General features: G+C 73.3%; 22 protein-coding genes. 12 read left to right on the plus strand and 10 right to left on the minus strand.

The annotated features are described in order from the left end of the window. The first annotated feature begins 5 nt into the window (after positions 1-5). The 4 genes from ABZ318_RS05880 (at position 6) to fabF (ending at position 3639) form a co-directional block, all read left to right on the plus strand. Positions 6-923 carry an ACP S-malonyltransferase gene (locus ABZ318_RS05880; protein WP_356901265.1) on the plus strand — a complete coding sequence of 306 codons (918 nt, stop codon included), beginning with the start codon at positions 6-8 and terminating at the stop codon, positions 921-923. 18 nt (positions 924-941) lie between these two features. Further along, positions 942-1973 (plus strand): ketoacyl-ACP synthase III, encoded by a 1032-nt coding sequence (locus ABZ318_RS05885; RefSeq protein WP_356901266.1) that lies wholly within the window; start codon positions 942-944, stop codon positions 1971-1973. Positions 1974-2033: 60 nt separating this feature from the next. After that, positions 2034-2282, plus strand: coding sequence for an acyl carrier protein (locus ABZ318_RS05890; protein ID WP_356901267.1), 249 nt, complete (start codon positions 2034-2036; stop codon positions 2280-2282). A gap of 94 nt (positions 2283-2376) precedes the next feature. Beyond that, positions 2377-3639, plus strand: coding sequence for a beta-ketoacyl-ACP synthase II (gene fabF / locus ABZ318_RS05895; RefSeq protein ID WP_356901268.1), 1263 nt, complete (start codon positions 2377-2379; stop codon positions 3637-3639). Positions 3640-3944: 305 nt separating this feature from the next. Here the strand turns inward: fabF and ABZ318_RS05900 are convergent, their stop codons facing one another. Next, entirely contained in the window at positions 3945-4439 is a 495-nt protein-coding gene (locus tag ABZ318_RS05900; protein WP_356901269.1) for a DUF3145 domain-containing protein, read from the minus strand. 258 nt (positions 4440-4697) lie between these two features. Between ABZ318_RS05900 and ABZ318_RS05905 the strand changes: the two genes are divergently transcribed. Further along, the gene (locus ABZ318_RS05905; protein WP_356901270.1) at positions 4698-5588 is read left to right on the plus strand and encodes an SGNH/GDSL hydrolase family protein; all 891 of its coding nucleotides are present in this window, start codon (positions 4698-4700) and stop codon (positions 5586-5588) included. 60 nt (positions 5589-5648) lie between these two features. Here the strand turns inward: ABZ318_RS05905 and ABZ318_RS05910 are convergent, their stop codons facing one another. Further along, positions 5649-8096, minus strand: coding sequence for a glycoside hydrolase family 3 C-terminal domain-containing protein (locus ABZ318_RS05910; RefSeq protein WP_356901271.1), 2448 nt, complete (start codon positions 8094-8096; stop codon positions 5649-5651). A 162-nt stretch (positions 8097-8258) separates the two neighbouring features. Here ABZ318_RS05910 and ABZ318_RS05915 point away from each other — a divergent pair, with 162 nt between their 5' ends. Continuing rightward, on the plus strand, positions 8259-8834 hold the full coding sequence (locus ABZ318_RS05915; protein WP_356901272.1) for a TetR/AcrR family transcriptional regulator: 576 nt from the start codon (positions 8259-8261) through the stop codon (positions 8832-8834). Here ABZ318_RS05915 and ABZ318_RS05920 read toward each other — a convergent pair. After that, on the minus strand, positions 8831-9628 hold the full coding sequence (locus ABZ318_RS05920) for an NAD(P)-dependent oxidoreductase (RefSeq protein WP_356901273.1): 798 nt from the start codon (positions 9626-9628) through the stop codon (positions 8831-8833). The two genes, ABZ318_RS05915 and ABZ318_RS05920, sit on opposite strands and share 4 nt — an antisense overlap. A 58-nt stretch (positions 9629-9686) precedes the next feature. On the opposite strand from ABZ318_RS05920, the gene ABZ318_RS05925 reads away from it, so the two are divergent. Then, positions 9687-10595 carry a LysR family transcriptional regulator gene (locus tag ABZ318_RS05925; RefSeq protein ID WP_356901274.1) on the plus strand — a complete coding sequence of 303 codons (909 nt, stop codon included), beginning with the start codon at positions 9687-9689 and terminating at the stop codon, positions 10593-10595. A 32-nt stretch (positions 10596-10627) separates the two neighbouring features. After that, a complete protein-coding gene (locus tag ABZ318_RS05930; RefSeq protein ID WP_356901275.1) occupies positions 10628-11341 on the plus strand; it encodes a carbon-nitrogen hydrolase family protein in 714 nt (237 codons plus the stop codon). A gap of 82 nt (positions 11342-11423) precedes the next feature. Here ABZ318_RS05930 and ABZ318_RS05935 read toward each other — a convergent pair whose 3' ends face one another. Next, positions 11424-13613 carry a M4 family metallopeptidase gene (locus ABZ318_RS05935; protein WP_356901276.1) on the minus strand — a complete coding sequence of 730 codons (2190 nt, stop codon included), beginning with the start codon at positions 13611-13613 and terminating at the stop codon, positions 11424-11426. 137 nt (positions 13614-13750) lie between these two features. Here ABZ318_RS05935 and ABZ318_RS05940 point away from each other — a divergent pair, with 137 nt between their 5' ends. Beyond that, positions 13751-14713 (plus strand): LysR family transcriptional regulator, encoded by a 963-nt coding sequence (locus ABZ318_RS05940; RefSeq protein WP_356901277.1) that lies wholly within the window; start codon positions 13751-13753, stop codon positions 14711-14713. Between the two features lie 21 nt (positions 14714-14734). Here ABZ318_RS05940 and ABZ318_RS05945 read toward each other — a convergent pair whose 3' ends face one another. From ABZ318_RS05945 to ABZ318_RS05965, 5 genes are all read right to left on the minus strand, one after another. Continuing rightward, positions 14735-15553 carry a pectate lyase gene (locus ABZ318_RS05945; protein ID WP_356901278.1) on the minus strand — a complete coding sequence of 273 codons (819 nt, stop codon included), beginning with the start codon at positions 15551-15553 and terminating at the stop codon, positions 14735-14737. Between the two features lie 11 nt (positions 15554-15564). Further along, complete coding sequence (locus ABZ318_RS05950) at positions 15565-16398, minus strand: EI24 domain-containing protein (protein WP_356901279.1); 834 nt, start codon at positions 16396-16398, stop codon at positions 15565-15567. A gap of 42 nt (positions 16399-16440) precedes the next feature. Next, positions 16441-18117, minus strand: a complete 1677-nt coding sequence (locus ABZ318_RS05955) for a protein kinase (protein WP_356901280.1) — start codon at positions 18115-18117, stop codon at positions 16441-16443. A 109-nt stretch (positions 18118-18226) separates the two neighbouring features. Next, positions 18227-18649: an organic hydroperoxide resistance protein gene (locus ABZ318_RS05960; RefSeq protein WP_086831271.1), complete on the minus strand. Its 423-nt coding sequence runs from the start codon at positions 18647-18649 to the stop codon at positions 18227-18229. Between the two features lie 65 nt (positions 18650-18714). Continuing rightward, positions 18715-19734, minus strand: a complete 1020-nt coding sequence (locus ABZ318_RS05965; protein ID WP_093876255.1) for an NADP-dependent oxidoreductase — start codon at positions 19732-19734, stop codon at positions 18715-18717. 104 nt (positions 19735-19838) lie between these two features. Between ABZ318_RS05965 and ABZ318_RS05970 the strand changes: the two genes are divergently transcribed. Next, the gene (locus ABZ318_RS05970; protein WP_356901281.1) at positions 19839-20273 is read left to right on the plus strand and encodes a MarR family transcriptional regulator; all 435 of its coding nucleotides are present in this window, start codon (positions 19839-19841) and stop codon (positions 20271-20273) included. 65 nt (positions 20274-20338) lie between these two features. Here the strand turns inward: ABZ318_RS05970 and ABZ318_RS05975 are convergent, their stop codons facing one another. Next, positions 20339-21541 (minus strand): hypothetical protein, encoded by a 1203-nt coding sequence (locus tag ABZ318_RS05975; RefSeq protein ID WP_356901282.1) that lies wholly within the window; start codon positions 21539-21541, stop codon positions 20339-20341. Positions 21542-21827: 286 nt separating this feature from the next. On the opposite strand from ABZ318_RS05975, the gene ABZ318_RS05980 reads away from it, so the two are divergent. Continuing rightward, complete coding sequence (locus ABZ318_RS05980) at positions 21828-22943, plus strand: rod shape-determining protein (RefSeq protein WP_356901283.1); 1116 nt, start codon at positions 21828-21830, stop codon at positions 22941-22943. A 38-nt stretch (positions 22944-22981) separates the two neighbouring features. Next, the gene (locus tag ABZ318_RS05985) at positions 22982-24526 is read left to right on the plus strand and encodes a GAF domain-containing protein (protein WP_356901284.1); all 1545 of its coding nucleotides are present in this window, start codon (positions 22982-22984) and stop codon (positions 24524-24526) included. Positions 24527-24575 lie beyond the last annotated feature (49 nt).

Genomic DNA, 24575 nt, shown 5'->3' on the forward strand with positions numbered 1-24575 from the left:
TGAGGGTGCTCGTACTCGTCGCTCCCGGCCAAGGCGCCCAGACGCCCGGCTTCCTGACCCCCTGGCTCGAACTCCCCGGCGCCGCCGACCGCATCGCGGCCTGGTCCGACGCGATCGGGCTCGACCTCGCCCACTACGGCACGAAGGCGGACGCGGACGAGATCCGTGACACCGCCGTGGCCCAGCCCCTCCTCGTCGCCGCCGGCCTGCTGTCCGCGGCCGCGCTCGGTGACGTCTCTCCGGGCGTCGTCGCCGGTCACAGCGTCGGCGAGTTCACCGCCGCCGCGTTCGCGGGCGTCCTCGACGACACCGCCGCGCTCCGCCTCGTCCGCACCCGTGGTCTCGCGATGGCCGAGGCCGCCGCGATCACCGCGACGGGCATGTCGGCGCTGCTCGGCGGCGATCCCGAGGTGACCGTCCCGCACCTGGAGAAGCTCGGCCTGACCGCCGCCAACGTGAACGGCGCCGGCCAGATCGTGGCCGCCGGCACCCTGGAGCAGCTGGCCGCCCTGGAGGCGGACAAGCCCGAGGGCGTCCGCCGGGTCGTCGCGCTCAAGGTCGCGGGCGCCTTCCACACGCACCACATGGCCCCGGCCGTGGCGACCCTGGAGGAGGCGGCGAAGGAGCTGTCGCCCGCCGCTCCGGTCACCCGCTACGTCTCCAACAAGGACGGACAGGTCGTCACCGACGGCGCCGAGGTCGTGGCCCGTCTGGTCGGCCAGGTCGCGAACCCGGTCCGCTGGGACCTGTGCATGGAGACCTTCCAGGAGCTCGGCGCGACCGCGCTGATCGAGGTGTGCCCCGGCGGCACCCTGACCGGAATCGCCAAGCGCGCCCTGCCGGGGGTGGCCACGGTCGCCCTCAAGACTCCCGACGACCTGGACGCGGCCCGTACGCTCATCGCCGAGCACGCGGCCGTCTGACAAGGAGTGTCGAGGAACATGTCGAAGATCAAGCCCAGCAAGGGCGCCCCGTACGCACGGATCCTCGGTGTCGGCGGTTACCGTCCCACCCGGGTCGTGCCGAACGAGGTGATCCTCGAGAAGATCGACTCGTCCGACGAGTGGATCCGCTCGCGCTCCGGCATCGCCACCCGCCACTGGGCCTCTCCGGAGGAGACGGTCGCCGCCATGTCGGTGGAGGCCTCGGGCAAGGCCATCGCCGACGCCGGGATCACCCCCGAGCAGATCGGCGCCGTGATCGTCTCCACGGTCTCGCACTTCAAGCAGACCCCTGCCGTCGCCACCGAGATCGCCGACAAGATCGGCGCCGGGAAGCCGGCCGCGTTCGACATCTCCGCCGGCTGCGCGGGCTTCGGCTACGGCCTGACGCTCGCCAAGGGCATGATCGTCGAGGGTTCGGCGGAGTACGTCCTGGTCATCGGTGTCGAGCGGCTCAGCGACCTGACGGATCTGGAGGACCGCGCGACGGCCTTCCTGTTCGGCGACGGCGCCGGCGCCGTGGTCGTCGGCCCCTCCGAGGAGCCGCACATCGGCCCCACGGTCTGGGGTTCCGAGGGCGACAAGTCCGAGACGATCAAGCAGACCGTGCCCTGGAACGAGTTCCAGGTCGGCGACGTCTCGAACCTGCCGCTCAACCAGCAGGGCGAGATCAAGTTCCCCGCCATCACGCAGGAGGGCCAGGCGGTGTTCCGCTGGGCCGTCTTCGAGATGGCGAAGGTCGCCCAGCAGGCCCTGGACGCCGCCGGCATCACGGCGGACGACCTGGACGTCTTCATCCCGCACCAGGCGAACATGCGGATCATCGACTCGATGGTGAAGACCCTGAAGCTGCCGGAGCACGTCACGGTCGCCCGTGACGTGGAGACCACCGGCAACACCTCGGCCGCCTCGATCCCGCTCGCCATGGAGCGGCTCCTGGCGACCGGGAAGGCGAAGAGCGGCGACACCGCGCTCGTCATCGGCTTCGGGGCGGGTCTCGTCTACGCCGCGACGGTCGTTACCCTCCCCTAGGCACACCGGATCTCCCGGAAGCCCCCTTTTACCGAAGTAACCGCAAGAAGGAGCGCCACTATGGCTCACACCCAGGACGAGATCCTCAAGGGCCTCGCCGAGATCGTCAACGAGATCGCCGGTATCCCGGTCGAGGACGTCCAGCTGGACAAGTCCTTCACCGACGACCTGGACGTCGACTCGCTGTCCATGGTCGAGGTCGTCGTCGCCGCCGAAGAGCGCTTCGAGGTGAAGATCCCGGACGAGGACGTCAAGAACCTCAAGACGGTCGGCGACGCCACCGACTACATCCTGAAGCACCAGGCCTGATTCGGCCCCTGCCGACTCGGTCCACGCTGACTCGGTCCGCCACCCGGCGGTGGCGCCGTATTCCGACCATCACACACATGGAGAACGAATTCCTGTGAGCTCGACCAATCGCACCGTGGTCGTCACCGGTATCGGCGCAACCACACCGCTGGGTGGCGACTCCGCGTCGACCTGGGAAGGTCTTCTCGCGGGGCGCTCCGGCGTCAAGCCCCTGGAGGGCGAGCGCTTCGCCGAACTGCCCGTCCAGATCGCGGCGCTCGCCGCGGTCGACCCCGGCGACGTGCTGCCCCGCCCGCTGGCCCGCAAGCTGGACCGCTCGGCGCAGTTCGCGCTGATCGCGGCCCGTGAGGCCTGGGCCGACGCGGGCTACACCGCGCCCGCCGGCGAGGACGGGACGGTCGTGCCCGAGCGGCTCGGCTCCGTCATCGCCTCCGGAATCGGCGGTGTCACCACCCTGCTCGACCAGTACGACGTGCTGAAGGAGAAGGGCGTCCGCCGCGTCTCCCCGCACACCGTGCCCATGCTCATGCCCAACAGCCCCTCCGCGAACGTGGGTCTGGAGGTGAACGCCCGGGCGGGCGTCCACACCCCCGTCTCCGCGTGCGCGTCGGGTGCCGAGGCGATCGGCTACGCCGTCGAGATGATCCGTACCGGCCGTGCCGACGTGGTCGTCGCCGGTGGTACCGAGGCCGCGATCCACCCGCTGCCGATCGCCGCCTTCGCCAACATGATGGCGATGTCCAAGAACAACGACGAGCCGACGAAGGCCTCGCGCCCCTACGACACCGGCCGCGACGGCTTCGTGCTCGGCGAGGGCGCCGGCGTCGTGATCCTCGAGTCCGAGGAGCACGCGAAGGCCCGCGGCGCCCGCATCTACTGCGAGGTGCTCGGCCAGGGCCTGTCGGCCGACAGCCACCACATCGCGCAGCCCGAGCCGACCGGCCGGGGCATCGCCGCCGCGATGCAGAACCTGCTGGACTCCACGGACCTCAAGCCGTCCGAGGTCGTCCACCTCAACGCACACGCCACGTCGACGCCGCAGGGCGACGTCGCCGAGATCAAGGCGCTGCGGAAGGTCCTGGGCGACGACCTGGACCACGTCGCGATCTCCGCGACGAAGTCGATGACCGGTCACCTCCTCGGTGGCGCGGGCGGCATCGAGACCGTCGCGACGGTCCTGGCGCTCCACCACCGCCTGGCCCCGCCGACGATCAACGTCGACGACCTGGACCCGGAGGTCGAGGCCGACATCGTCCGCGGCGAGCCGCGCGAGCTGCCGCAGGGCACGATCGCCGCGATCAACAACAGCTTCGGCTTCGGCGGCCACAACGTGGTCCTGGCGTTCCGGACTGTCTGATCCAGCTCATGACCGAGGCCCACCCCGTGTGCGGGGTGGGCCTCGGTCGTCCGGCACCAGTGCCTCCCGCTCGGCGAGCCTGACCAGGAAGGCCGTCGCCGTCGCCGACGGGCGCGGAGAGGACCCCTTCGGGGCCGTCGCACGTCAGGGCGCACACCAGCGCCGCCGGGCCCGTCGGCCGGGCACGGCCCGCGATCCCCGCTCCCAGGAGGACCGCCGCCGCGCCGAACGCGGCGCCCGGCACACCGCCGCGTCTCTCCCGCCCGGCGCGCCCCCTGCGTGCCCGAGCGGGATCCACCCGCGCGTCAGACGACCTGGTGCAGCCAGCGGACGGGGGCGCCCTCGCCCGCGTACCGGAAGGGTTCCAGCTCGTCGTCCCAGGGCTTTCCGAGCAGCTTGGCGATCTCCGTCTCCAGCTGGGTCTCGCCCTGCACGGAGCGGGCGAGGGCGGCCCGCAGCCGGTCCTCGGGGATCAGGATGTCGCCGTGCATGCCGGTGACGGCGTGGAAGATGCCCAGGTCGGGGGTGGCGCTGTAGCGCTCGCCCTCGGCGGTGGGGCAGGGTTCCGCGGTGACCTCGAAGCGGAGCATCTGCCAGCCGCGGAGCGCGGAGGCGAGTTTGGAGGCGGTGCCGGTCTGGCCCTGCCAGGAGAACTCGGCTCTCCAGGTGCCGGGGGACGCCGGCTGGCGGATCCAGTCGAGCTGGACCCTCGCACCGAGGACACCCGCGACCGCCCATTCGACGTGCGGGCACATCGCGCGCGGTGCGGAGTGAACGTACAGGACTCCACGTGTCGTCACCGGGACCTCCAGTGTGGGACGAGGTTCGCCTTCCCAGCGGCCTCAGTAAACAGCATCAGGAGCAGGACATCGCAAACCATCATAAAAGGGACAGCATGTGACGTGATGTAATTTACCGGAGCCGGTCGGCAAAGGCGCCTCTGGTTCGACGGGGGAAAAGCTACCGTGCCGCACCGTCATCGGTGTGACGTACGGTCGGTCCGGGGGCGGGTGAACACGAAGCTTTCACCCGCCAGGACGCCGAAGGAGGGGCCGGGGATGCGCGGCCGACGCCGATTCCGTACCGCTGTCGCCGCCGCGACGGCCGCGCTGCTGTGCGGCGGGGCGCTCTCCGGCTGCACGGCCGGGGAGCCGGAGAAGGCCCCGGTCAAGGCGTCCGCCCCGAAGCCGAAACCGAGACCGGCGCCCTCGTGGGACGTCTCCCCCGCCTCCGTCGCTGCCGTCGGCGACTCCATGACCCGCGCCTTCGACGCGTGCTCCCTCCTCGCGGACTGCCCCGAGGCGTCCTGGGCGACCGGGACGGACACCGCCGTCAACAGTCTGGCGCTGCGGCTGCTCGGCCCGGAGAAGGTGGCCACCCGCAGCTGGAACCTGGCCAGGACGGGTGCGCGGATGGCGGAGCTCCCCGCGCAGATGGCGGGGGCGGCCGCCGAGAAGCCCGAGTTGGTGACGGTGATGATGGGGGCGAACGACGCCTGCCGGGCCACCCCGGACCTCATGACCCCGGTCGCCGATTTCCGCGCCTCCTTCGAGGCGGCCCTCGCCCGGCTGCGGGCGGGCGCTCCGAAGGCGCAGGTGTACGTGGCGAGCGTGCCGGACCTGAAGCACCTGTGGTCGACGGGGCGGGTGAGCCCGATGGGGCTCCGGGTGTGGAAGATGGGGATCTGCGGCGCGATGCTGGCGAACGCGGAGGACCTGGGTCCGGTGGCCGAGCGGCGGCGGGCGGCGGTGCGGGACCGGGTGGTGGCGTACAACGGGGTCCTGGAGGAGGTCTGCGCGAAGGACGCGCGCTGCCGGTACGACGGCGGGGCGGTCTTCGGGTTCCGCTTCGACGGCGGGCAGTTGAGCCCCTGGGACTGGTTCCATCCGAGCAGGGACGGGCAGGCGCGGCTCGCGGAGCTGGCGTACCGGCGGATCACGAAGGAGTGAGGGGCCCCGGGGCGGTTGTCAGGTGCCGCCCCGGGGCCGGTCGTGGGGTTGCCGGGCGGGTCAGACCTCCAGGGTGGCGGTCAGGCGGCCGTCCGTGAGGGAGTGGGCCGCGACGACCTCGTACGTCCCGGTGACGAGGGTCCAGTCGTGCTTGTCCTCGTCCCAGATCTCGAAGGCGCGGCGGGGCAGCGCGATCCCGGTCTCGACGGTCTCGCCGGGCGCGGCCTCGACGCTCGCGAAGCCGGCGAGCCAGCGGGCGGGGCGTTCCACGGTGTCCGAGGTCGGCGCCAGGTAGATCTGGACGGTCTCGCGGCCCGGCCGGTCGCCGGTGTTGGTGATCCGGACGGTGACCGCCTCGGGGGTCGCGACCAGGGAGTCGTACGACCAGGTGGTGTAGCCGAGGCCGTGGCCGAAGGGGTACGCGGGGGCGGCGCCGGCCTTGTCCCAGGCGCGGTATCCGATGAAGACGCCCTCGGCGTAGTGCAGTTCGCCGTCCGTCGGGGTGACCTCGGTGACGGGGGCGTCGGCGAGGGTGACGGGCCAGGTGGTGGGGAGGCGGCCGCCGGGCTCCTCGGCGCCGGTGAGGACGTCGGCGAGGGCGGCGCCGCCCTCCTGGCCGGGGAACCAGCCGAGCAGGATCGCGGCCACGTCCTCGCGCCAGGGCAGCTCGACCGGGGAGCCGGCGTTGACGACGACGACGGTGTTCGGGTTGGCGGCGGCCACGGCCCGTACGAGGTCGTCCTGGCGGCCGGGGAGAGCGAGGTCCTTGCGGTCGAAGCCCTCGGACTCGACGCGCTCGGTGGTGGCGACGACCACGACGGCGGTGTCGGCGGCGCGGGCGGCCTCGACGGCCTCGGCGATCAGTTCGTCGGGGTCACGGCGGGGACCGAGGTGGACGAAGGAGAACATGACGGCCGGGAGCGGGGCCGCGAACTCCTTGTCGAGGGTGTGCAGCAGGGAGACCTCGACGGTCTCGCCGGCGGTGAGCGCGACCTTGCCGCGCTCGACCGGGGAGCCGAAGAAGGCCTCGAAGGGGTCGGTCTCGGGGCCCATGACCTGGGTGCCGTCGAAGACGGTCTCCCCGGCGACGGTGAGGGTGAAGGCGCCGAGGCCGCGGGTGCCGAAGGCGTGCTCGCCGGACTCGCGCGGGGTGAAGGTGCCGACGACCTCGATGGAGGCGAGGGCCTCGTGGGTGACGCCCTCGGGGAGGTCGTCGCCGATCCACTGCACCTGGCCGTTGGGCAGGGAGCCCTCGCCGATGACGTTCCCGGCGGCGTCGCGGCAGCGGGCGCGGAGGGTGAACCCCGGCGAGACGGAGCCGGCGGGGGCGAGTTCCTCGCTGGGGTCGGCGCCGACGCAGAAGGTCAGGGCGCCTTCGGGGAGGGCGGCGGCGAGGCCGTCGAGCGGGGAGACGACGTGGTCGGGGAAGACCTGGGCGGAGCCGCCGCCGAGGACCCGGGCGTCGCGGGCGGCGGCGCCGGAGAGGGCGACGGTGCGGCCGGGCGCGAGGGGCAGGGCGCCGTTCTCGTTCCGTACGAGGACGAAGCCGCGGCGGGCGATCTCGCGGGCCAGGGCGTCGCCGTCGATGGGGGCGGGGTGTTCGGTGACGACCGGCGGGGCGCCTTCGAGGGCGCCGACGCGGGCGGCGAGCCGCAGGACGTTGCGTACGGCGGTGTCGACGGCGGACTCCTCGACCTCGCCGGCGCGGACGGCGGCGGCGAGGGCCGGGCCGTAGACGGTGTCGGGCCCGGGCATGGCGACGTCGAGGCCGCCGCGGATGTCGCCGGTGGTGGAGCGGGCGGCCATCCAGTCGGAGACGTTGTAGCCGTCGAAGCCCCACTCGCCGCGCAGGACCTCGTTCACGAGCTGGTGGTGCTCGGTCATCGTGACGCCGTTGACCTGGTTGTAGGCGGTCATGATGCCCCAGGGGCGGGCGTTCCTGACGATGGCCTCGAAGGGGGCGAGGTAGAGCTCGCGGAGGGGGCGCGGGGCGATCCTGTTGTCGACGGTGAAGCGGTCGGTCTCGGCGTCGTTGGCGACGAAGTGCTTGACGGTGGTGCCGACGCCGCCGTCCTGGACGCCCTGGACGTAACCGGTGCCGATGGCGCCGGTGAGGTACGGGTCCTCGCTGTAGGCCTCGAAGTGGCGGCCGCCGAGCGGGGTGCGGTGCAGGTTGACCGTGGGCGCGAGGAGGACGTGGACGCCCTTGCGGCGGGCCTCCTGGGCGAGGAGCCGGCCGGCCCGGCGGGCGAGGGCGGGGTCCCAGGCGGCGGCGAGCGCGGTCGGGGACGGGAGCGCGACGGACGGGTCGTCGGCGGTCCAGCGGACGCCGCGGACGCCGATGGGGCCGTCGGACATGACCAGGGACTTCAGACCGATCTCCGGCAGGGCGGGCAGGGACCACATGTCCTGGCCGGCGAGTAGCCGGGTCTTGGCGTCCAGGTCGAGCTTGCCGAGCGCCGCCTCGACGACCGCGTTCCTCACGGTCTCCGCGGTGTTCTCCGCCATGGCCGTACCTCCTCGTTGACGTACCGATGACCCCGATGCCGCTCATCGTGCACCCACCTACCTGTAGATCGGTAGGTTACGTTACCCTTTCGTTACTCATGGGGTGGGGCGAGCGGGTACGGTCCTGTCGGACGGACGAACCTGCGGAAGGGGGCCACGGCGATGGTGCGGGCCAGGAGCGAGGAGCGGCGCGCGGACATCCTGCGCGCCGCCCTCGAAGTGATCGCCGAGCGCGGCTACCGGGGCGCCACCCTCGGCTCCGTCGCCGAGCGCGTCGGGCTGACCCAGCAGGGGCTGCTGCACTACTACCCGACGAAGGAGGCGCTGCTCGTCGCGGTCCTGGAGGAGCGGGACCGCTGGGACACGAGCGGGGGCCGGGACCGCGAGGGCTGGCGGCTGGACCTCCTGGAGTCGCTCGTCGAGTACAACGCGATGCGGCCGGGGATCGTGCAGACCTTCTCCGCGCTGCTCGGCGAGAGCGTCACGGACGGGCATCCGGCCCGGGAGTTCTTCACCGAGCGGTACGCGCAGGTGCGGGCCAACATGGCGGACGTCCTGCGCCTGGAGTTCGGCGAGCGGCTGCCCGGCGGCCTCACCCCGGAGCGGGCCGCGCCCCTGCTCACGGCGGTGATGGACGGCCTCCAGTACCAGTGGCTCCTGGACCCGGCGGCGGTCGACATGCCGGGCGCCTTCCGGGACTTCCTGCGGCTGCTGTACGGCTCCGGGAGCCGCGGTTAGCGGGTGAGCGCCGCCAGGTCCTCGCCGAGCAGGGCCGGGTCCCGGACGAGGAGGTTGTGGACGGCCTCCAGGACGGGCAGCTTCGCCGTGGCCGTCGCCAGGGCGACGTCCTTCGCGGCCAGCGCGACCGGGAAGTGCGAGCCGGTGGCGGTGGCCCGGCCGACGGCGCCGGAGAGGGGGCCCGCGCCGAGGGTGCGCAGCGCGAGGTCGCGGGGCAGGCCGAGGGAGTCGGCCAGCGTGAGGGCCTCGGCGACGAGGGCGACCCCGCCGATGACGGCGTTGATGAGGACGAGCTTGAGGGCGGCGCCCGCGCCGGGGCCACCGCACGGGGTGACCTCCCCGAGCAGCGCCAGGACTCCGGCGACGGGCGCGGTGTCGCCGCCCGCGAGGATCAGCAGTTCGCCGGCGGCCGCCCGGTCGACGCTGCCCATGACGGGCGCGTCGAGGAGGGTGACCCCGGCGGGGAGCCGGGCGGCGAGGGCGGCGACGGTGTCCGGGCCGACGGTCGAGGTGTCGATCCAGTGGGTGCCGGGGCGCAGCGCCGGGATCAGCTCGTCCGCGACGGCGAGGGCGGCGGCCGGGTCCGCGAGCATCGTGACGACGACGTCGGCGTCCCGGACGGCCTCGGCGGGACTCGGGGCGCGGACGGCGCCGTCGGCGACGAGGGCGTCGGCCTTGGCGGCGGTGCGGTTCCAGACGGTCAGGGGGTGTCCGGCGTCGAGGAGGCGGCGGGCCATGGGCAGGCCCATGGAGCCGAGGCCGAGGAAGGCGATCTTCTGGGGCGTGGTGTCCATGCCGTCGACGCTAGGCCCGCCCCCGTCATGCCACAAGCGAATGTCTAGCATGGTCTCCATGCCTGTCTCGCATGGCTTGTACGAGGCCTTCCTCGCGGTCGCCCGCGCGGGTTCCTTCACCGCCGCCGCCCACGTCCTCGGCTACACGCAGTCCGCGGTCTCCCGCCAAGTGCAGTCCCTGGAGGAGGAGATGGGCGCGGAGCTGTTCGAGCGCCTGCCGCGCGGGGTGCGGCTCACCGAGGCGGGCCGGGTGCTGCTGCCTCACGCCGAGGCGGTACGGGACCGGCTGGCCGCGGCCCGGGCCGAACTGGCCTCGCTGCGCACGCTCGACGGCGGGCTGCTGCGGCTCGGGGCCTTCTCCAGCGCCACCGCCTCCCTCGTGCCGCGCGCACAGGCCGCCTTCCGGGAGCGCCACCCGGGGGTCGTGGTCACGCGCGTCGAGGGGCCGTCGGTCAAGCACCTCGGCCTCGTGGTCGCCGGGGAGGAGGACCTGGCGGTGGTCAGCCCGGCAGCCGGCGCTCCCCCGCCGCCCGGAGTGACGCTGCACCGCCTGCTCGACGAGCCGATGCTGGTGGCCCTGGAGCGGGGGCATCCGTACGCGGGGCGGCGGGCCGTGCGGCTCGCGGAGCTGGCCGACGAGGAGTGGATCGTCGGCCACGAGCGCCTGGAGGACACCCTGTTCCGGCCGGCCGTCGCCGCCGGGTTCCGGCCGCGCACGGGGCTGCTCGCGCACGACTGGATCGCCAAGCTGGGGGCGGTGGCGGCGGGCCTCGGCGTCACGCTCGTGCCCGCGCTCGCGGCTGCTTCGGTGCGCCGGGACGTCGCTCTCGTCACGATCCACCCGGAGGACGTCCCGTACCGCCGGATCTGCGCGGCCGCGCCCGCGACCCCGACGGTCGCGGCGACCGCGTTCCTGGGCCTGCTCCGCGAGACGGCGGAGCAGCTAATACCCCCTGACCGCTCTTGATCCTTACAGCCGGGCGCGGGATGATGGCCGTCATGATCGTCGCAGCCACCCAGTTCACCCCGGTCGCCGGGGACATCGACGCCAACGTCCGCACGATCGCCGATCTGGTCCGGGCGGCCGGGGCGGAGGGGGCCCGCGTGGTCGTCTTCGCCGAGCTCTGCCTGACCGGGTACGAGCCCTCGCTGATCCGGGACACCCCCGGTCTGGTCCTCGCCGAGGACGACCCCCGCCTGGAACCCGTACGGGAGGCCTGCCGGGCGGCCGGGGCGGCGGCCGTGGTCAACGGGCCGGTGAGGACGGGCGGTTCGCGGTCCGGGATCACCACGCTGGTGATCGGCCCGGACGGTGGGCTTCTCGCCCGCTACGACAAGCAGCACCTGTACGGGGTCGAGGCGGAGGCCTTCGAACCGGGCGCCGCCGACGGGCGGTTCGCGCTCGACGGGCTCCGCTTCGCCCTGGCCACCTGCTACGACAACCGCTTCCCCGAACTGGCCGAGCGGGCCGCCGCCGACGGCTGCGCGGTGTACCTGGCGAGTTCGGTGCTCTCCGCCGACAACAACTCCTTCGAGGAGGTGTATCCGGTGCGGGCCCGGGACTTCGGTCTGCACGTGGTGCTCGGCAACGTCCTGGGGCCCAACGAGGACGGGGTCGGCGCGGGCGGGGCCGGCGCCTGGGGCCCGGACGGCGAGCGGATCGCCGACGCGGGCGGGGAGAAGCCGGGCTTCGTCCTCGCCGAGGTCGGCTGACCCCGACAGGACGTACGGGCGCCGTCACGGAACCCCCGGTCCGCGACGGCGCCCCACCCCCGTCAGGGGGCCCTGTGGACCCTTACGGGGCGCTCAGGCCCAGCGTGTACGCGCCGGAGCCGCTGTACGCGTGCACCACGTACCGGTAGTAGCCCGCGGTGCCGTAGTAGCTGGTGTCCTCGTCCGAGGTCGCCGTGCCGCCGACGGCCACGTCCGCCCACGCCGACCCGTTCCACTTCTGCAGGTACAGGTCGAAGTCGGTGCCGGCCGGACCGCGCAGGCAGCCCACGTGGGTGCCGGAGGTCGCCGAGTAGTAGTACGAGCCGTCGGGCTGGGCCTCGGCCTGACCGGAGGCCAGGGTGCCCTGGTAGGTGTACTCGGTGCTGTCGCAGCCGGTGGGCGGGGTCGTGGTGCCGACCGACAGCTGGTAGGTGACCGTGTGCGTGGCGGAGCCCGTACCGGTGACGGTGATCGGGTACGTGCCGTTGGCGGTGCCCGCCGCGACCTGCACGGTCATCGTGGACGAGGAGCCGGAGGTCACCGAGGAGGGGCTGAAGGAGACGGTGACGCCGCTCGGGGCGCCGCTCGCGGAGAGCCGCACGGTCTGCGCGCCGCCGCCGGTGGTGGAGGTGTTCACCGTGGAGGTGACGGAGGCGCCCGGCTGGACCGAGCCCGAGGACGGGTTCAGGGCGAGCGAGAAGTCCGGGGTGGTGGTGCCGCCGCAGTCGGTCTCACCGGACTGGGCCGGCACGCCGACCGCGTTCCAGGCCGCCTTCACGGCGTTGCACTCGGCGCTGCCGTAGGTGTTCTTGGCGCTGGTCAGGGTCGCCTTGCGGGCGGCGGGGTGGTTCCAGGAGGAGGTCTTCATGAGCAGGGCGCCCATGAAGACCTTGCCGGCCTTCTGGATGCCGATGCCGGTCACGGAGGAGGGCCCGCCGGAACATATCGGGCTGCCGGGCTTGCCGCCGCCCGGGTTGGAGCCCTCGGCGAGCAGGTAGAACCAGTGGTTCTGCGGGCCGGCCGCCGCGTGCACCTCGGTGCCCGAGGTCAGCTGCGGGTAGCAGTTGGGGGCGTTGTCGGCGAGCGAGGGGTTGTACATGTAGCGGATCGGCTTGTTGTCGCCGAGGAAGTTCAGCTTCTCGCCGACCGTGTAGTCCGGGGTGTCGTTCGGGTTGTTGGCGTAGTGCTCGGTGAGCGCGCCGAAGATGTCGCCCGTCGACTCGTTCATGCCGCCGTTCTCGTTGGACGAGCCCGAGCTGCCCGGTGTCCGGTCGAAGATCTCGTGGCCGTACTCGTGCGCCACGACGTCGATGCCGGTGAGCTGCATGGTGCCGTTCTGGTTGCGGCCGTACGTGGTCTTCGTACCGTCGTAGTACGCGTTGACCTCGCCGAGGCCGGCGCGGGCCGGGACCATGCCGCCCTGGCCGTTCTGGCCGTTGTAGCCGAACCACTCCTTGAGCATGGAGTGTTCCTTCTGCGCCGCGTACATGATGTCGACGCAGGCGGTCACCAGGTCGTTGGCGGTGCCGTTGCCCCACGGCGGGGAGCCGGTGTAGGCGCTGCCGTTCTGCCCGCCGCACTTGAAGCCGCCGCGGGTGGTGTCGGTCATGGAGGTCGCGGCGGTGTCGATGGTGACGTTGCCGTTGTGGTAGCCGCGGCCGTCGGCGTGCAGGATCTTGTCGGTGGCGCGGGCGACGGAGCCGGTGCGCGCGTCGACGTACGTGTCGAGGGAGCTCGGGGCGTCCTCGGCGGTCCGGCCGACGACCAGGGTGTGCCAGGTGAGGACGGCCTTGCCGCCCTTGAGGAGCACGGTCAGCTCCGGGGCGCTCGCGCTCTCCACCGAGGCCAGCTGCTTCCGGGCGGTGGCGAGGGCCGCCTCGGCCGTCACCTTCGCCTTCGTGGAGAGCCTGATGGCGGGGGCGGGGGCGCCGGTGACCTCGCGGACCTTGCCGGAGCTGTCGGAGACGACGACCGCGTCGCCGCCGACGACCGGCAGACCGCGGTAGGTGCGCTCGTACGAGGCGTAGTACAGGCCGTTCGTCCAGGGGGTGACGGACGTCCGGACGAGGTCCTCGTCGGCGCCGTGCCGCAGCTCGTCGAGGCCGCTGCTCGCGGCCTCGTCCGCGGCGGCGAGGGCGAGCGCCCTGCCGTGGCCCGGGGGTACGGGCTGGGCCTTCGGGGTCGCCGCGGTCGCCGGTCCGGCGAGGGCGGTCGCGAGGCTCGCCGAGAGCGCCAGGGCGGCCACGGCCGCCGTGAGTCTGGTCGGGTGCAACGTCGTGCTCCGTTCAAGGGTGGGGGAGACGGATCATCGCGCCGAGTATGGGCGTGGACATGGCCGGTTCGGGACATCTCATCCGGCATAAGACGCGGGTTATGGTGCGGCCGCGCACCGCTGCGTACGCTGCTGAAATGCAGCTGGAGTTGAGGCATCTCGAAGCCGTCTGCCGGATAGCGGAAGCGGGCAGTCTGGGGCGGGCCGCCGGGCGGCTCGGGGTCTCGCAGCCGGCCCTCTCGGCGCAGCTGCGGCGGATCGAGCGGGTCGCCGGCGGCGAGCTCTTCCTGCGCGGCCGGCACGGTGTGGAGCCCACCCCGCTGGGCGAGTTCGTGCTGGCCAAGGCGCGGCTCGTGCTCGGCGAGATGGACGCGCTGGTCGCCGGGGCCCGGGCCGTCGCCCCGCACACCCCGCTGCGGCTCGGCTGCATCCTGCTCGTCCTCGTCGACCGGCTGCTCGGGGAACTGGAACAGGTCGTGGCGGGGCGGGACATCACGGTCACCGTGGAGCACTCGGCGACGACGCTGACCCGGCAGCTCGGCGCGGGACGGTACGACGCCGTCCTGTACGGGGAGGTCAACGACCACGAGGTGCCGCTGCCCGAGGGGACGACGGCCCGCACCCTCGTCCCCAAGGAGCCCTTCTGCGTGCGCCTTTCGGCGGCGCACCCGCTGGCCGGCCGGGAGCGGATCGCGCTCGCCGAGCTCGCGGGCGAGTCCTGGATGACGCTGGTGGAGGACGACGACGGCGGCCCCGAGGCGCTGGTCGCGGCCTGCGGGAAGGCCGGGTTCGCCCCCTCGCTGCGGCACCGGGTCGCCGACCGCAAGATGCACTACGACCTGATCGCGTCCGGCCGGGCGATCTCGATGAGCCAGCCGACGGCTCCGGCGGCGGAGGGCACGGTCCTTCGCCCCCTGGAGGGCGACCCGGTGACGGGGCGGATCCGGCTCGCCTGGAACCGGGCCGCCGTACCGGCCCCGCAGGCGGAGCTGCTGTACCGGGCGGCGGCCCGCGCGTACCTGGCGAACGTCGACAACAACGCCTTCCACCGGGCCTGGTGGGACGCGCGCCCGGAGCTGCACCCGGTCCTCGACGACTGAGGGCCGGGCGCTCTTCCGGGATCAGTCGTACGAGAGGTCCCCGGCCGAGTAGCGGCAGGTGGTGCCGTCCGGGCCGGTGCCGATCTCCTTGGGCTCCTTGCCGGTGTTGTTCCCGGTGAAGCGGGTGCACGGCTTGGTCTTCCGCTTGGCGTCGCCGTGGATCCGGATGTTCCGCAGGGTCGCCGTGTCGCCGTAGTTGGCGTTGACGCCGACGATCGACTTGCCGGGCGCGGTGACGTCCACGTCGTTGATCAGGATCGTCCGCGCGTACTGCTTCCTGCAGTTGCCGCAGGAGCGGACGAGCTTGCCGAAGTCGGAGACCTGGAACCTGGTCACGACCAGCTTGCCCGCGCCGTTGAACTGGAAGACCTTGTCGGAGGCGCTCTTCGCACCGCCGCCGTACACCGCGTACACCGACGAGGCGGAGGTGCCCTTGAAGGTGGCGGCGTCCTCGCCGACATTCTCCCACCAGACGTTCTGGAGGGTGCAGCTGCCGAGGCAGTGGACGCCGTCGGCGGCCGGCGTCCCGAGGATCACGTTCTTGAGGACGGCACCGTCCTTGAGGACGAAGACCGGCTTCTGGCTCTCGTCCTGGCCGTCCGAGCCGAGCTCGCCGGTGCCGTGGAAGCGCTTGAGCTTGCCGTCGTAGGTGCCGGAGACCTCGATGGTCGTGGCGACCGGCTTGTCGCCCTTCGCCTCCGGCCAGGCCGCGACGGCGCCCGCCGCGCCCGCCGGGGCGAGCAGACCGCCGGCGACGACGGCCGCGCCGGTGATGGCGAGGGCGCTGAGGCCGCCGATGACCGCGCGCCGGCGGCCCGTCTTCCGCTTGTGTGACGTCATGTGTTCCTTCTTCAGTGGGGGAGGTGGTGCACCCCCTGGTCGCCACCGGAGGAAGGAAGGTTGCCGCCTTCTTGATCGTCCTCTTCGGGGTCGTCGTCCCCGTCGGCGTTCTCGCCGCGCAGGTCGCGGGCCATCAGGGTGGCTCCGGCGACCGCTCCCGGCATGAGGAAGACGGCGACGAACGGCACGAGGAAGGCGAGCGTCAGGGGGACGCCGAAGCCCAGGGCGGCCATCCGGCGCCCGCGGAGCAGCCGCAGCCGCTCCTTGAACTCGACGCCCCGGCGCTGGAGCGCGACGGCCGTCAGCTCCTCTGTGAGGAAGAAGCCGGAGACGCAGAAGCCGACGGCGGGGACGACGGTCTGGCCGACGACGGGGATGAACCCGCAGGCGAAGAGCAGGATGCCGTAGAACGCGACCCGCACCAGGACCCGCAGACTGTCCCGGGCCGAGATCCACAGCTCGCGCCAGAGCGGCAGGCCCGACTCGGGGACCTCGCCGCCCTCGCTGCGGTCGACCTCCTCGGAGAGCGACTCGTAGAAGGGCTGGCCGACGAGGAGGGTGACGGCGGTGAAGGTGATCACCGCGAGGAAGAGCCCGAAGGCGAAGACGAGCCCCGTCAGGGCACCGCGGAGAACCCCCTGCCAGGACGAGGACCAGTCGTCGGCGAACGGCGTCGCCCACGCGGCCAGGTCGTCGGCGCCGTAGCCGAGGCCGACGAGCGCGCCGGCGTAGAGGACGAGCGTCACGAGGCCGGGCAGCAGCCCGAAGCCGAGCCAGCGCCCGTGCCCGCCGACCCACTTCTGGCCCCGCAACAAGTACTTGAAACCCGCCCCGAAATCACGCATGGGGGTCACCCTATCGGTGCCTCCGGGGGCCTCCGGGGCAGGTCAGCCGCCGGTCGTACGGAAGGAATCGAGGGCCGTGTCGAGGGCCCGCCCGGACTCGTCGGCGCGGCCCACCGGTGCGGACGCCCACAGGTCGTACAGGATGCTGCCCCGCTCCCAGCAGACGTCGACGGTGTGACGGGCGCCCTCGGCCGGGGTGAATCCGCTCCACGTGAACTCCCAGCGCGCAGCCGGCAGTCCCTTGTGCGTGGTCTCCTCGACCGTGGCGTCGCGGTACCCCGGGTAGTCCTTCGGGCCGCTCTCGTCGGAGGACCGCATCACGCCGATCGCGCCGCCGGGCGGCAGCGGCCTGATCCTGATCCCGACCCGTACGGCTCCGTCCCCCGTCGTGTAGAACACCCGCTCGCCGTCGGTGGAGCGGAGCGCGCCGTACGGGACGCTCACGGTGAACCCGTCGGCGTCGGTGACCTCCTGGTACGCGGGCGTCCCGGGATCGGACCCGGCGGTGCCGGGGGCCCGGGTCGGCGTGGTCGCGGCGGAGGGCGGCGTGGTCGCGGGGGCGGACGTCGCCGAGGGGCTCCGCGAGCCGGACGGCGACGCCTCCGTCGCCGGGTCGCCCTGGACGGCGCGCAGCACCATCACGGTCGCCGCCGCGACGCAGAGCGCGACGGCGGTGGCCACGAGCGGCACGGTCCTGCCGCGCCGTCCGGTTCCCCGGGTCCCGGCGGCCAGGCCCCCACCGGCCGTGACCGGCACCGGCACCGGCACCGGCACGGCGGACGGACCAGGAACGGCGGACGGCACCGGCGCGGCGGGCGGTCCAGGGGCGGCGGGCGGTCCCGGGACGGCGGGCGGAGCGGTCTCGCGGGCGGTGGGGGCGTACGCGGCCGGCCGCGGCTCCTCCCCCGCCGCGCACGCGGCCAGCATCCGGCGGGCCTCGGCGGCGCCCAGGCGCCGGTCCGGGTCCCGTTCGAGGAGGCCCCGGACGACGGGGACGAGCGGTCCCATCCGCTCGGACGGCCGGATCTCCTCGTACACGATCGCGTGCAGGACGGCGCCGATCGAGTCCCGGCGGAACGGTGAGGTGCCCGTGGCCGCCGCGCACAGCAGCGCGCCGAGCGACCACAGGTCGGAGGCGGGTCCGGCGTCGCCGCCCTGCATCCGCTCCGGCGCCGTGTACTCCGGGGTGCCGATGAAGACCCCGGTCCGGCTGAGGGTCGTCGTCCCGGGGAGGCTGGCGATGCCGAAGTCGGTCAGGACCGCCCTGCCGGTGTCCTTCTCCAGGAGGACGTTGGCGGGCTTCACGTCCCGGTGCAGCACGTCGCGGGCGTGCGCGGCGGACAGCGCGTCGAGCAGGTCGAGCCCGAGCCGGGCGGCCTCCCGCGGGGTCAGCACCTCGCCCGCCGCCAGCCGGTCGGCGAGCGAGCCGCCGTCGACCAGCTCCATCACCAGGGCGGGCAGGCCGTCGTGCTCGACGACGTCGTGGACGACGATCACATGGGGGTGGCGGATCTGGGCGACGACCCGGGCCTCCCGCAGGGCGCCCGCCGGATCGGCGCCGGAGTCGAGCGCGAGGGTCTTGACGGCGACCGGGCGGCCGAGCAGTTCGTCGGTGGCCCGCCGGACCACGCCCATGCCGCCCTGGCCGAGCCGCTCGCCCAGGCGGTAGCGCCCGCCGATCAGCTCGTGCCCGGCCTGTTCCGACCCGTTGTTCGACATCACTCGGTTCTCCCCCGTCCGCAGGACACGGACATGATGCCGCAGCCGTCAGCCCGTACGCGGCGAGGGCCGCACCCCGGCGGGGTGCGGCCCTCGTGCGCGTCCTGGATCAGACGGCGAGCTCGACCGTGATGTTGCCGCGGGTCGCCTTGGAGTACGGGCAGACCTGGTGGGCCTTCTCGATCAGGCTCTTGGCGGTCTCGGCGTCCACGTTCGGGATGGTCGCCGAGATCTTGACGATGATGCCGAAGCCGTCGTCGTTCTTGCCGATGCCGACCTCGGCGGTGACCGTCGAGCCGGAGACGTCGGCGTTCTCGTTGCGGGCGACGACGCCGAGCGCGCCCTGGAAGCAGGCGCTGTAGCCGGCCGCGAAGAGCTGCTCGGGGTTGGTGCCCGCGCCGGATCCGCCCATGGCCTTGGGCGGGTTCACGACGACGTCGAGCTGACCGTCGTCGGTGGCGACGCGGCCGTCACGGCCGTTCTCGGCGGTGGCGACGGCGGTGTAGAGGACGTCCGACTGCTGGATGGACATGCTGGTGTCTTCCTTGTTCGTTCCGCCGACGACTCGCGCCCACGATCGCGACGGCTGAGGGAAGACTAGCGGGTCGCCGAGACGATCATCTTTCCGGTGTTGTCGCCGCGGAGCAGGCCGAGGAAGGCGTCCACGCCGTTCTCGATGCCCTCGACGAAGGTCTCGCGGTGCTTCAGCTCGCCCGAGGCGAGCCAGCCGCCGACCTCCTGGACGAACTGGTTCTGCAGGCCGTAGTGGTCGCCGACGAGGACGCCCTGGAGCCGCAGCCGCTTGCCGATGATCATCGCCATGTTGCGCGGGCCGGGGACCGGCTCGGTGTCGTTGTACTGGGCGATCATGCCGCAGATGGTGGCGCGGCCGTGCACGTTGAGCGAGGAGATCGCGGCTTCGAGGTGGTCCCCGCCGACGTTGTCGAAATAGACGTCGATGCCGTCCGGGGCGGCCTCGCGGAGCTGGTCCTTGACCGGGCCGTTCTTGTAGTTGAAGGCCGCGTCGAAGCCGAGCTCCTCGACGAGGAACTTGACCTTCTCGTCGGAGCCGGCGGAGCCGATGACCCGGGAGGCGCCCTTGAGCCTCGCCATCTGGCCGACCTGGCTGCCGACGGCGCCGGCCGCGCCGGAGACGAAGACGGCGTCGCCCTCCTTGAAGGAGGCGACCTCGAAGAGGCCGGCGTAGGCCGTGAGGCCGGTCATGCCGAGCACGCCGAGGTAGGCGGAGAGAGGGGCGAGCGCCGGGTCGACCTTGGTGGCGTGCTGGGCCGGGACGTCGGCGTACTCGCGCCAGCCGAGGCCGTGCAGGACGTGGTCGCCGACGGCGAAGCCCTCGGCGTTGGACGCCACGACCTCGCCGACCGCGCCGCCGTCCATCGGGTGGTCGAGCTTGAAGGGCGGGATGTACGACTTCACGTCGTTCATCCGGCCGCGCATGTACGGGTCGACGGAGAAGTGCAGGTTGCGCACGAGGATGCGGCCCTCGGCGGGCTCGGTGACCGGGGTCTCGCGCAGGGCGAAGTCCGCCGGCACGGGCCAGCCGTGCGGACGGGCGACGAGGTGCCACTCACGGCTGGACGCGGGAAGAACGGACATGAGCACGGCCTCCAGAAAAGATTGAGATCACAAAAGGTTCACTACCTCAAACAACCATGCTCCTCGATATTTCATGTTGTCAAGCATCTGAGTAGACTCGTCCCATGTCCACCTCACGCACGGACCCCCTGACCCTCGAAGTCGTCGAGCTGATCGGCACGGTCGTGGCGCGCTACTACGAGGAGTACGAGCAGGCGGCCGCGCAGCACGCGCTGACCGGCGCCCAGGCCCGCGTCCTCGGCCTGCTCTCGCTCGACCCGCTGCCGATGCGCCGCATCGCCCAGAAGCTCAAGTGCGAGCCGTCCAACATCACCGGGATCGTCGACCGCCTGGAGGCCCGCGGCCTGGTCGAGCGCCGGCCGGACCCGGCGGACCGCCGCGTCAAACTGGCCGCCCCCACGGACGAGGGCCTGGACACCGCCCGCCGGCTGCGCGAGTCCCTCGACTTCGCCCGCGAACCCCTCGGCGAACTGACCGAGACCGAGCGGACCCTGCTCCGGGACCTGCTGAAGCGGATGCTGGGCGCGGACGTGGCGTAGCCCCGGAGCCGGGGGCCTGGAGCCGGGGGGCGGACGCACCGCCGGTCTCAGACGCACCACCAGTCTCAGACGCACCACCAGAGGAAGCGGGTGCACGTCGGCGTGGGGCTGGGCGTCGGGGTCCGGCTCGGCGCGGGGCCGGTGGTCGAGGGCGTGGGGCCGCCGGGCGTCCCCGAGCCGGTCGGCGTCGGGCCGCTCGCCGTCGCGGACGAGGTCGCGGTGGGCGGGGCGGAGGGGGAGGCCGGGCCGGTGGTCGTCGGCGCGGAGGTCGGGGCGCCGCCACTCCCCTGGCCGGTGCCGGTGCCTGTACCGGTGCCGGTGCCGCTCCCCTGGCCGGTACCGGATCCCGTGCCCGTGCCCGTACCGGAACCCGATCCCGGGTTCGAGCCGGATCCCGAGCCCGAGCCCGTGCTCACCTGGCGGGGACGCGCGGGGACGGAGCTCGGCGCGTCCGTCGCCGGAGCCGGGCCGGAGCCGTCCGGCGGCTCGGTGGTCTCCACGGGGGACGGCGACAGCGGGGTCTCGGTGACCTCCAGCTCCTCCACGGCGGTGGCGGCACCGTCCTGCGGCGGCTCCTCCAGGGCGAGCTTCGCCAGGGTCAGCGTCCCGGCGGCGAGGACCAGGCCCACCGTCCCCACCAGGACCGTACGGCCCCCGCGCGAGCGCGACTTCCTCCCCCGCCGCGCGGCGGAGCGGTCCCGGGCGGCGGCGCGGCGGCCGCCGGGGGCCGGGCGCGGCGGTTCGAGGACGTCCAGCTCGTAGACGTGCTCGGGCGCGGGCCGGTCCGGGTCGTCCCCGTCGGCGCCGCCGTCCGGGGACGGTTCGTCGTAGGCGGGCGGGCCCGGGTCGCCGTAGGCGGCGGGGTCACCGTGGTCGCCGTAGGAGGCGGGGCCACCAGGGGCGCCGTAGGAGGCGGGCCTGCTCTGGTCACCGTAGGCGGCGGGGTCGCCGTGGGCCGCGGGGCCGCCAGGAGCGCCGTAGGCGGCGGTCTGGGACGGGGAGCCGTAGGCCGCGGTCCGGCCGTCTGTGCCGTAGGTCCCGGGGGCGCCGTACGTCGCGGACCCGTCCGGGTCGCTGTAGATCGCGGGCCGGGTCGGGGCGCCGTAACCGTGGTCCGGGGTGTGGACCGGTGCGGGGGCCGGGGCGTGGACCGGGGTGGGGTCCGCTCTGTGGGGGGTCTCGTACCGCAGTTCCTCGACGGGAGTCCCGCACCCGGCGCAGGCGAGGGCCCCGTTGAGATGCCGCCGGCACGCGTGGCAGTAGTCCATGGGGCCCGCAGGCTATGCGGCCCGGTGCGGCGTCAGGTAGGCGCGGACGTGAGGATCCTGTGTGGAAACCGCAGGTCGGCGGCGGTGCGCCGTGATTCTCCCGCTTCGGGAAGGATCGCCTCCGGACCCTCCTCACCGGGAGTGAAAAGTCCGGCACAGCCCGCACGCGGGGCCCCGGGCGGCGCAGCCCAGCGCGCGCCGCGCCCCGGAGGGCCGGACGATGCGAACAGGACCGCGAATCGCGACCCCCTCGCCCGTGCCAGCACCGCACTCCGGAGGATCCGCCGTGACCGTCAGCCTTGATCAGCTGCGTCGTTGCCATGTCGCCGTCGACCTGGGTGCCGCCCGCACCCGGGTCTTCGTCAAGGGCGCCGGGCTCGTCGTCGACGAGCCCAGCGTCGCCGCCGTCAACACCCGTACGGGAGCGCTGATCGCCGTCGGCGCGCTCGCCGAGAAGATGACCGGCCGCACCCCCGACTACATCCGGGTCGTGCGCCCGGTCTCGGGCGGCACGGTCGTCGACATCGAGATGGCGCAGCGGATGCTCCGTCACCTCCTCGGCGAGAAGCTGCGCCGGCAGCTGCGCCGCAAGCCCCGGTTGCGCGCGGCCGCCTGCACCCCGCACGACAGCGATCCGCTCGCGCAGCGCGCCGCCGTGGAGACCCTCGTCGGTCTCGGGGCGCGCCGGGTCGAGCTGGTCGACACCCTGATCGCGGCGGCCGTGGGCTGCGGGCTTCCCGTCGAGCAGCCGACCGCGACCATGATCCTGGTCTGCGGGGCGGCGACCACGCAGGTCGCGGTGCTCTCGCTCGGCGCGATCGTCACGGCGGAGCGGATGCCCGTCGGCGGCGACGCCATCGACCACGCCGTCATCCAGCACCTGCGCCACCACCACGAGCTGATGCTGCCGAGCCAGTCGGTGCGCCCGCTGCAACTGGCCCTCAGCGGCAACGGCCTGACGGCCCAGGGGCCCGCCTGGACGGAGATCCACGGCCGGGACGTCGCCACGGGCCTGGCGCGTTCGGTGACCGTCGACACCGCCGCCGTACGGGACGCGATCCACACCCCGCTGACGGCGGTCCTCGACGGCATCGGGAAGGTGCTGCGGGAGTGCCCGCCGGACCTGGTGGCCGACCTCGCGGACCGCGGGATCATGATGGTGGGCGGCAGCGCCCTGCTGCCGGGCCTCGACCAGATGCTGCGGGAGGCGACCGGGATGCCGGTGCACATCGCCGAACGGCCGGACGTGTGCGCGGTCCTGGGGCTGGGCGCGATGCTGGAGGGCAAGGTCCAGCCGATGGTCCTGGACCCGCTGGCGGAGCGGGACCCCCTGGCGGAGCGGGAAGCCCTGGCGGAGCGGGAGGCCCTGGCGGAGCGGGACCCGTTCGCCGACAAGGACTGAATCATCCGGAACCGGGCGATTCGTACGACAATGAGACCATGACGATCATGGATGAAGGCGCCGGGGCCACGGACACGGACGAGGCCTCCCCCCGCCTGCCCATGCTGCTCGAAGCGGTCCTCGGCGTCGGCACGGACCTCGAACTCCGCACCACCCTCCAGCACGTCGTGGACTCCGCGACCGAGCTGACCGGGGCCCGCTACGGGGCGCTCGGGGTCGTCGACCCCGAGCGCCACCGCCTCACCGAGCTCTTCACCTCCGGCATGACCGACGAGGAGCGGCAGCGGATCGGGCGCCTCCCCGACGGCCGCACCGGACTGCTCGGCGTCCTCGTCCAGGACCCGCGGCCGCTGCGGCTCGACGACCTGACGACCGACCCGCGTTCCTCCGGCGTCCCCGAGGGCCACCCGGAGATGCACGGTTTCCTCGGCGTCCCGATCCGGGTCCACACCGAGGTCTTCGGCAATCTGTACCTCACCGACAAGCGGACGGGTCCCTTCACCGAGGAGGACCTCGCCCTGCTGCGGGTCCTCGCCTCCCAGGCGGGGATCGCCATCGGCAACGCCCGGCTGTACGAGACGGCCCGGCAGCGGGAGCGCTGGATCGAGGGCGCGGCCGCGGTGACCACGGCCCTGCTCACCGGCGCCACCGCCGAGAACGCCCTGACGACCGTCGCCGAGCAGGCCCGCGTCCTCGCCGACGCCTCGGCCGGCGTGGTCCTCCAGCCCACCGAGGAGGGCGGGATGGAGATCGTCGCCGCCTCCACCAGGGACGACCCGGGCGACCTGGTCGGCACGACGATCGCGCCCGGCTCCCCGGTGCTGACCCAACTCCTCGGTGGAGAGCCGGTGTTCGTAGAGGACTCGGCGACCGACCCACGGATGACCACCCATGTACGGTCCCGCTTCGGGCCTTCGATGATGCTGCCGCTGCAGAGCGGCGGGAGGCTCATCGGCACCCTCGCCCTGCCCCGGCGGCGCGGCGGTCGGCCGTACTCGGCGGTGGACCGGCTGCTCGCCTCGCAGTTCGCCTCGCAGGCGGCGCTCGCGCTGGTCCTCGCGGACGCGCGGCACGACCGGGAGCGGCTCGCCGTCTTCGAGGACCGCGACCGGATCGCGCGGGACCTGCACGACCTGGTGGTGCAGCGGCTGTTCGCCACCGAGATGATGCTGGAGTCGACGCGGCGGCGGGCCGCCGGCTCCTCCGACGAGAGCGAACTGCTCGGCCGGGCCGTGGACGAACTGGACTCGACGATCCAGGAGGTCCGGACGACCATCTTCGCCCTCCAGCAGCCGCCGGCGGACGCGCCGGCCTCCTTCCGGGGGCGGGTGCTGCGCGAGACCGGCGGGGCCGCGGTCCCGCTCGGCTTCCAGCCGTCCGTGCACTTCTCCGGCGCGGTCGACACGCTCGTCGACGAGGAGACGGCGGACGGGCTCCTCGCCGCGCTGCGCGGGGCGCTCGCCGCGGCACACCGGCGGCCGGACGTCGGCGCGATCACGGTCGAGGTGTCGGCCGGGAACGACGGCGCCCGACTGCGCGTCGAGGACGACGGCACGCCGCCGACCACGGTGACCTGGCCCTGACCCGGCCCTGACCCGGCCCTGGAAGACCCTCGTACGGACCAGTCCGGCG

This window comes from Streptomyces sp. NPDC006197, assembly GCF_040613865.1.
GTDB lineage: Bacteria > Actinomycetota > Actinomycetes > Streptomycetales > Streptomycetaceae > Streptomyces.

What these genes read in the sequence shown, in the direction of transcription:
- ABZ318_RS05940 (WP_356901277.1), top strand. Translation starts at nt 13,751, where the DNA reads ATGCAGCTGGAGTTGAGGCATCTCGAAGCCGTCTGCCGGATAGCGGAA.
- ABZ318_RS05930 (WP_356901275.1), top strand. Translation starts at nt 10,628, where the DNA reads ATGATCGTCGCAGCCACCCAGTTCACCCCGGTCGCCGGGGACATCGAC.
- ABZ318_RS05950 (WP_356901279.1), bottom strand. Translation starts at nt 16,398, where the DNA reads ATGCGTGATTTCGGGGCGGGTTTCAAGTACTTGTTGCGGGGCCAGAAG.
- ABZ318_RS05970 (WP_356901281.1), top strand. Translation starts at nt 19,839, where the DNA reads ATGTCCACCTCACGCACGGACCCCCTGACCCTCGAAGTCGTCGAGCTG.
- ABZ318_RS05955 (WP_356901280.1), bottom strand. Translation starts at nt 18,117, where the DNA reads ATGTCGAACAACGGGTCGGAACAGGCCGGGCACGAGCTGATCGGCGGG.
- ABZ318_RS05945 (WP_356901278.1), bottom strand. Translation starts at nt 15,553, where the DNA reads ATGACGTCACACAAGCGGAAGACGGGCCGCCGGCGCGCGGTCATCGGC.
- ABZ318_RS05910 (WP_356901271.1), bottom strand. Translation starts at nt 8,096, where the DNA reads ATGGCGGAGAACACCGCGGAGACCGTGAGGAACGCGGTCGTCGAGGCG.
- ABZ318_RS05985 (WP_356901284.1), top strand. Translation starts at nt 22,982, where the DNA reads ATGACGATCATGGATGAAGGCGCCGGGGCCACGGACACGGACGAGGCC.
- ABZ318_RS05905 (WP_356901270.1), top strand. Translation starts at nt 4,698, where the DNA reads ATGCGCGGCCGACGCCGATTCCGTACCGCTGTCGCCGCCGCGACGGCC.
- ABZ318_RS05920 (WP_356901273.1), bottom strand. Translation starts at nt 9,628, where the DNA reads ATGGACACCACGCCCCAGAAGATCGCCTTCCTCGGCCTCGGCTCCATG.
- ABZ318_RS05975 (WP_356901282.1), bottom strand. Translation starts at nt 21,541, where the DNA reads ATGGACTACTGCCACGCGTGCCGGCGGCATCTCAACGGGGCCCTCGCC.
- ABZ318_RS05925 (WP_356901274.1), top strand. Translation starts at nt 9,687, where the DNA reads ATGCCTGTCTCGCATGGCTTGTACGAGGCCTTCCTCGCGGTCGCCCGC.
- ABZ318_RS05885 (WP_356901266.1), top strand. Translation starts at nt 942, where the DNA reads ATGTCGAAGATCAAGCCCAGCAAGGGCGCCCCGTACGCACGGATCCTC.
- ABZ318_RS05965 (WP_093876255.1), bottom strand. Translation starts at nt 19,734, where the DNA reads ATGTCCGTTCTTCCCGCGTCCAGCCGTGAGTGGCACCTCGTCGCCCGT.
- ABZ318_RS05915 (WP_356901272.1), top strand. Translation starts at nt 8,259, where the DNA reads ATGGTGCGGGCCAGGAGCGAGGAGCGGCGCGCGGACATCCTGCGCGCC.
- ABZ318_RS05960 (WP_086831271.1), bottom strand. Translation starts at nt 18,649, where the DNA reads ATGTCCATCCAGCAGTCGGACGTCCTCTACACCGCCGTCGCCACCGCC.
- ABZ318_RS05890 (WP_356901267.1), top strand. Translation starts at nt 2,034, where the DNA reads ATGGCTCACACCCAGGACGAGATCCTCAAGGGCCTCGCCGAGATCGTC.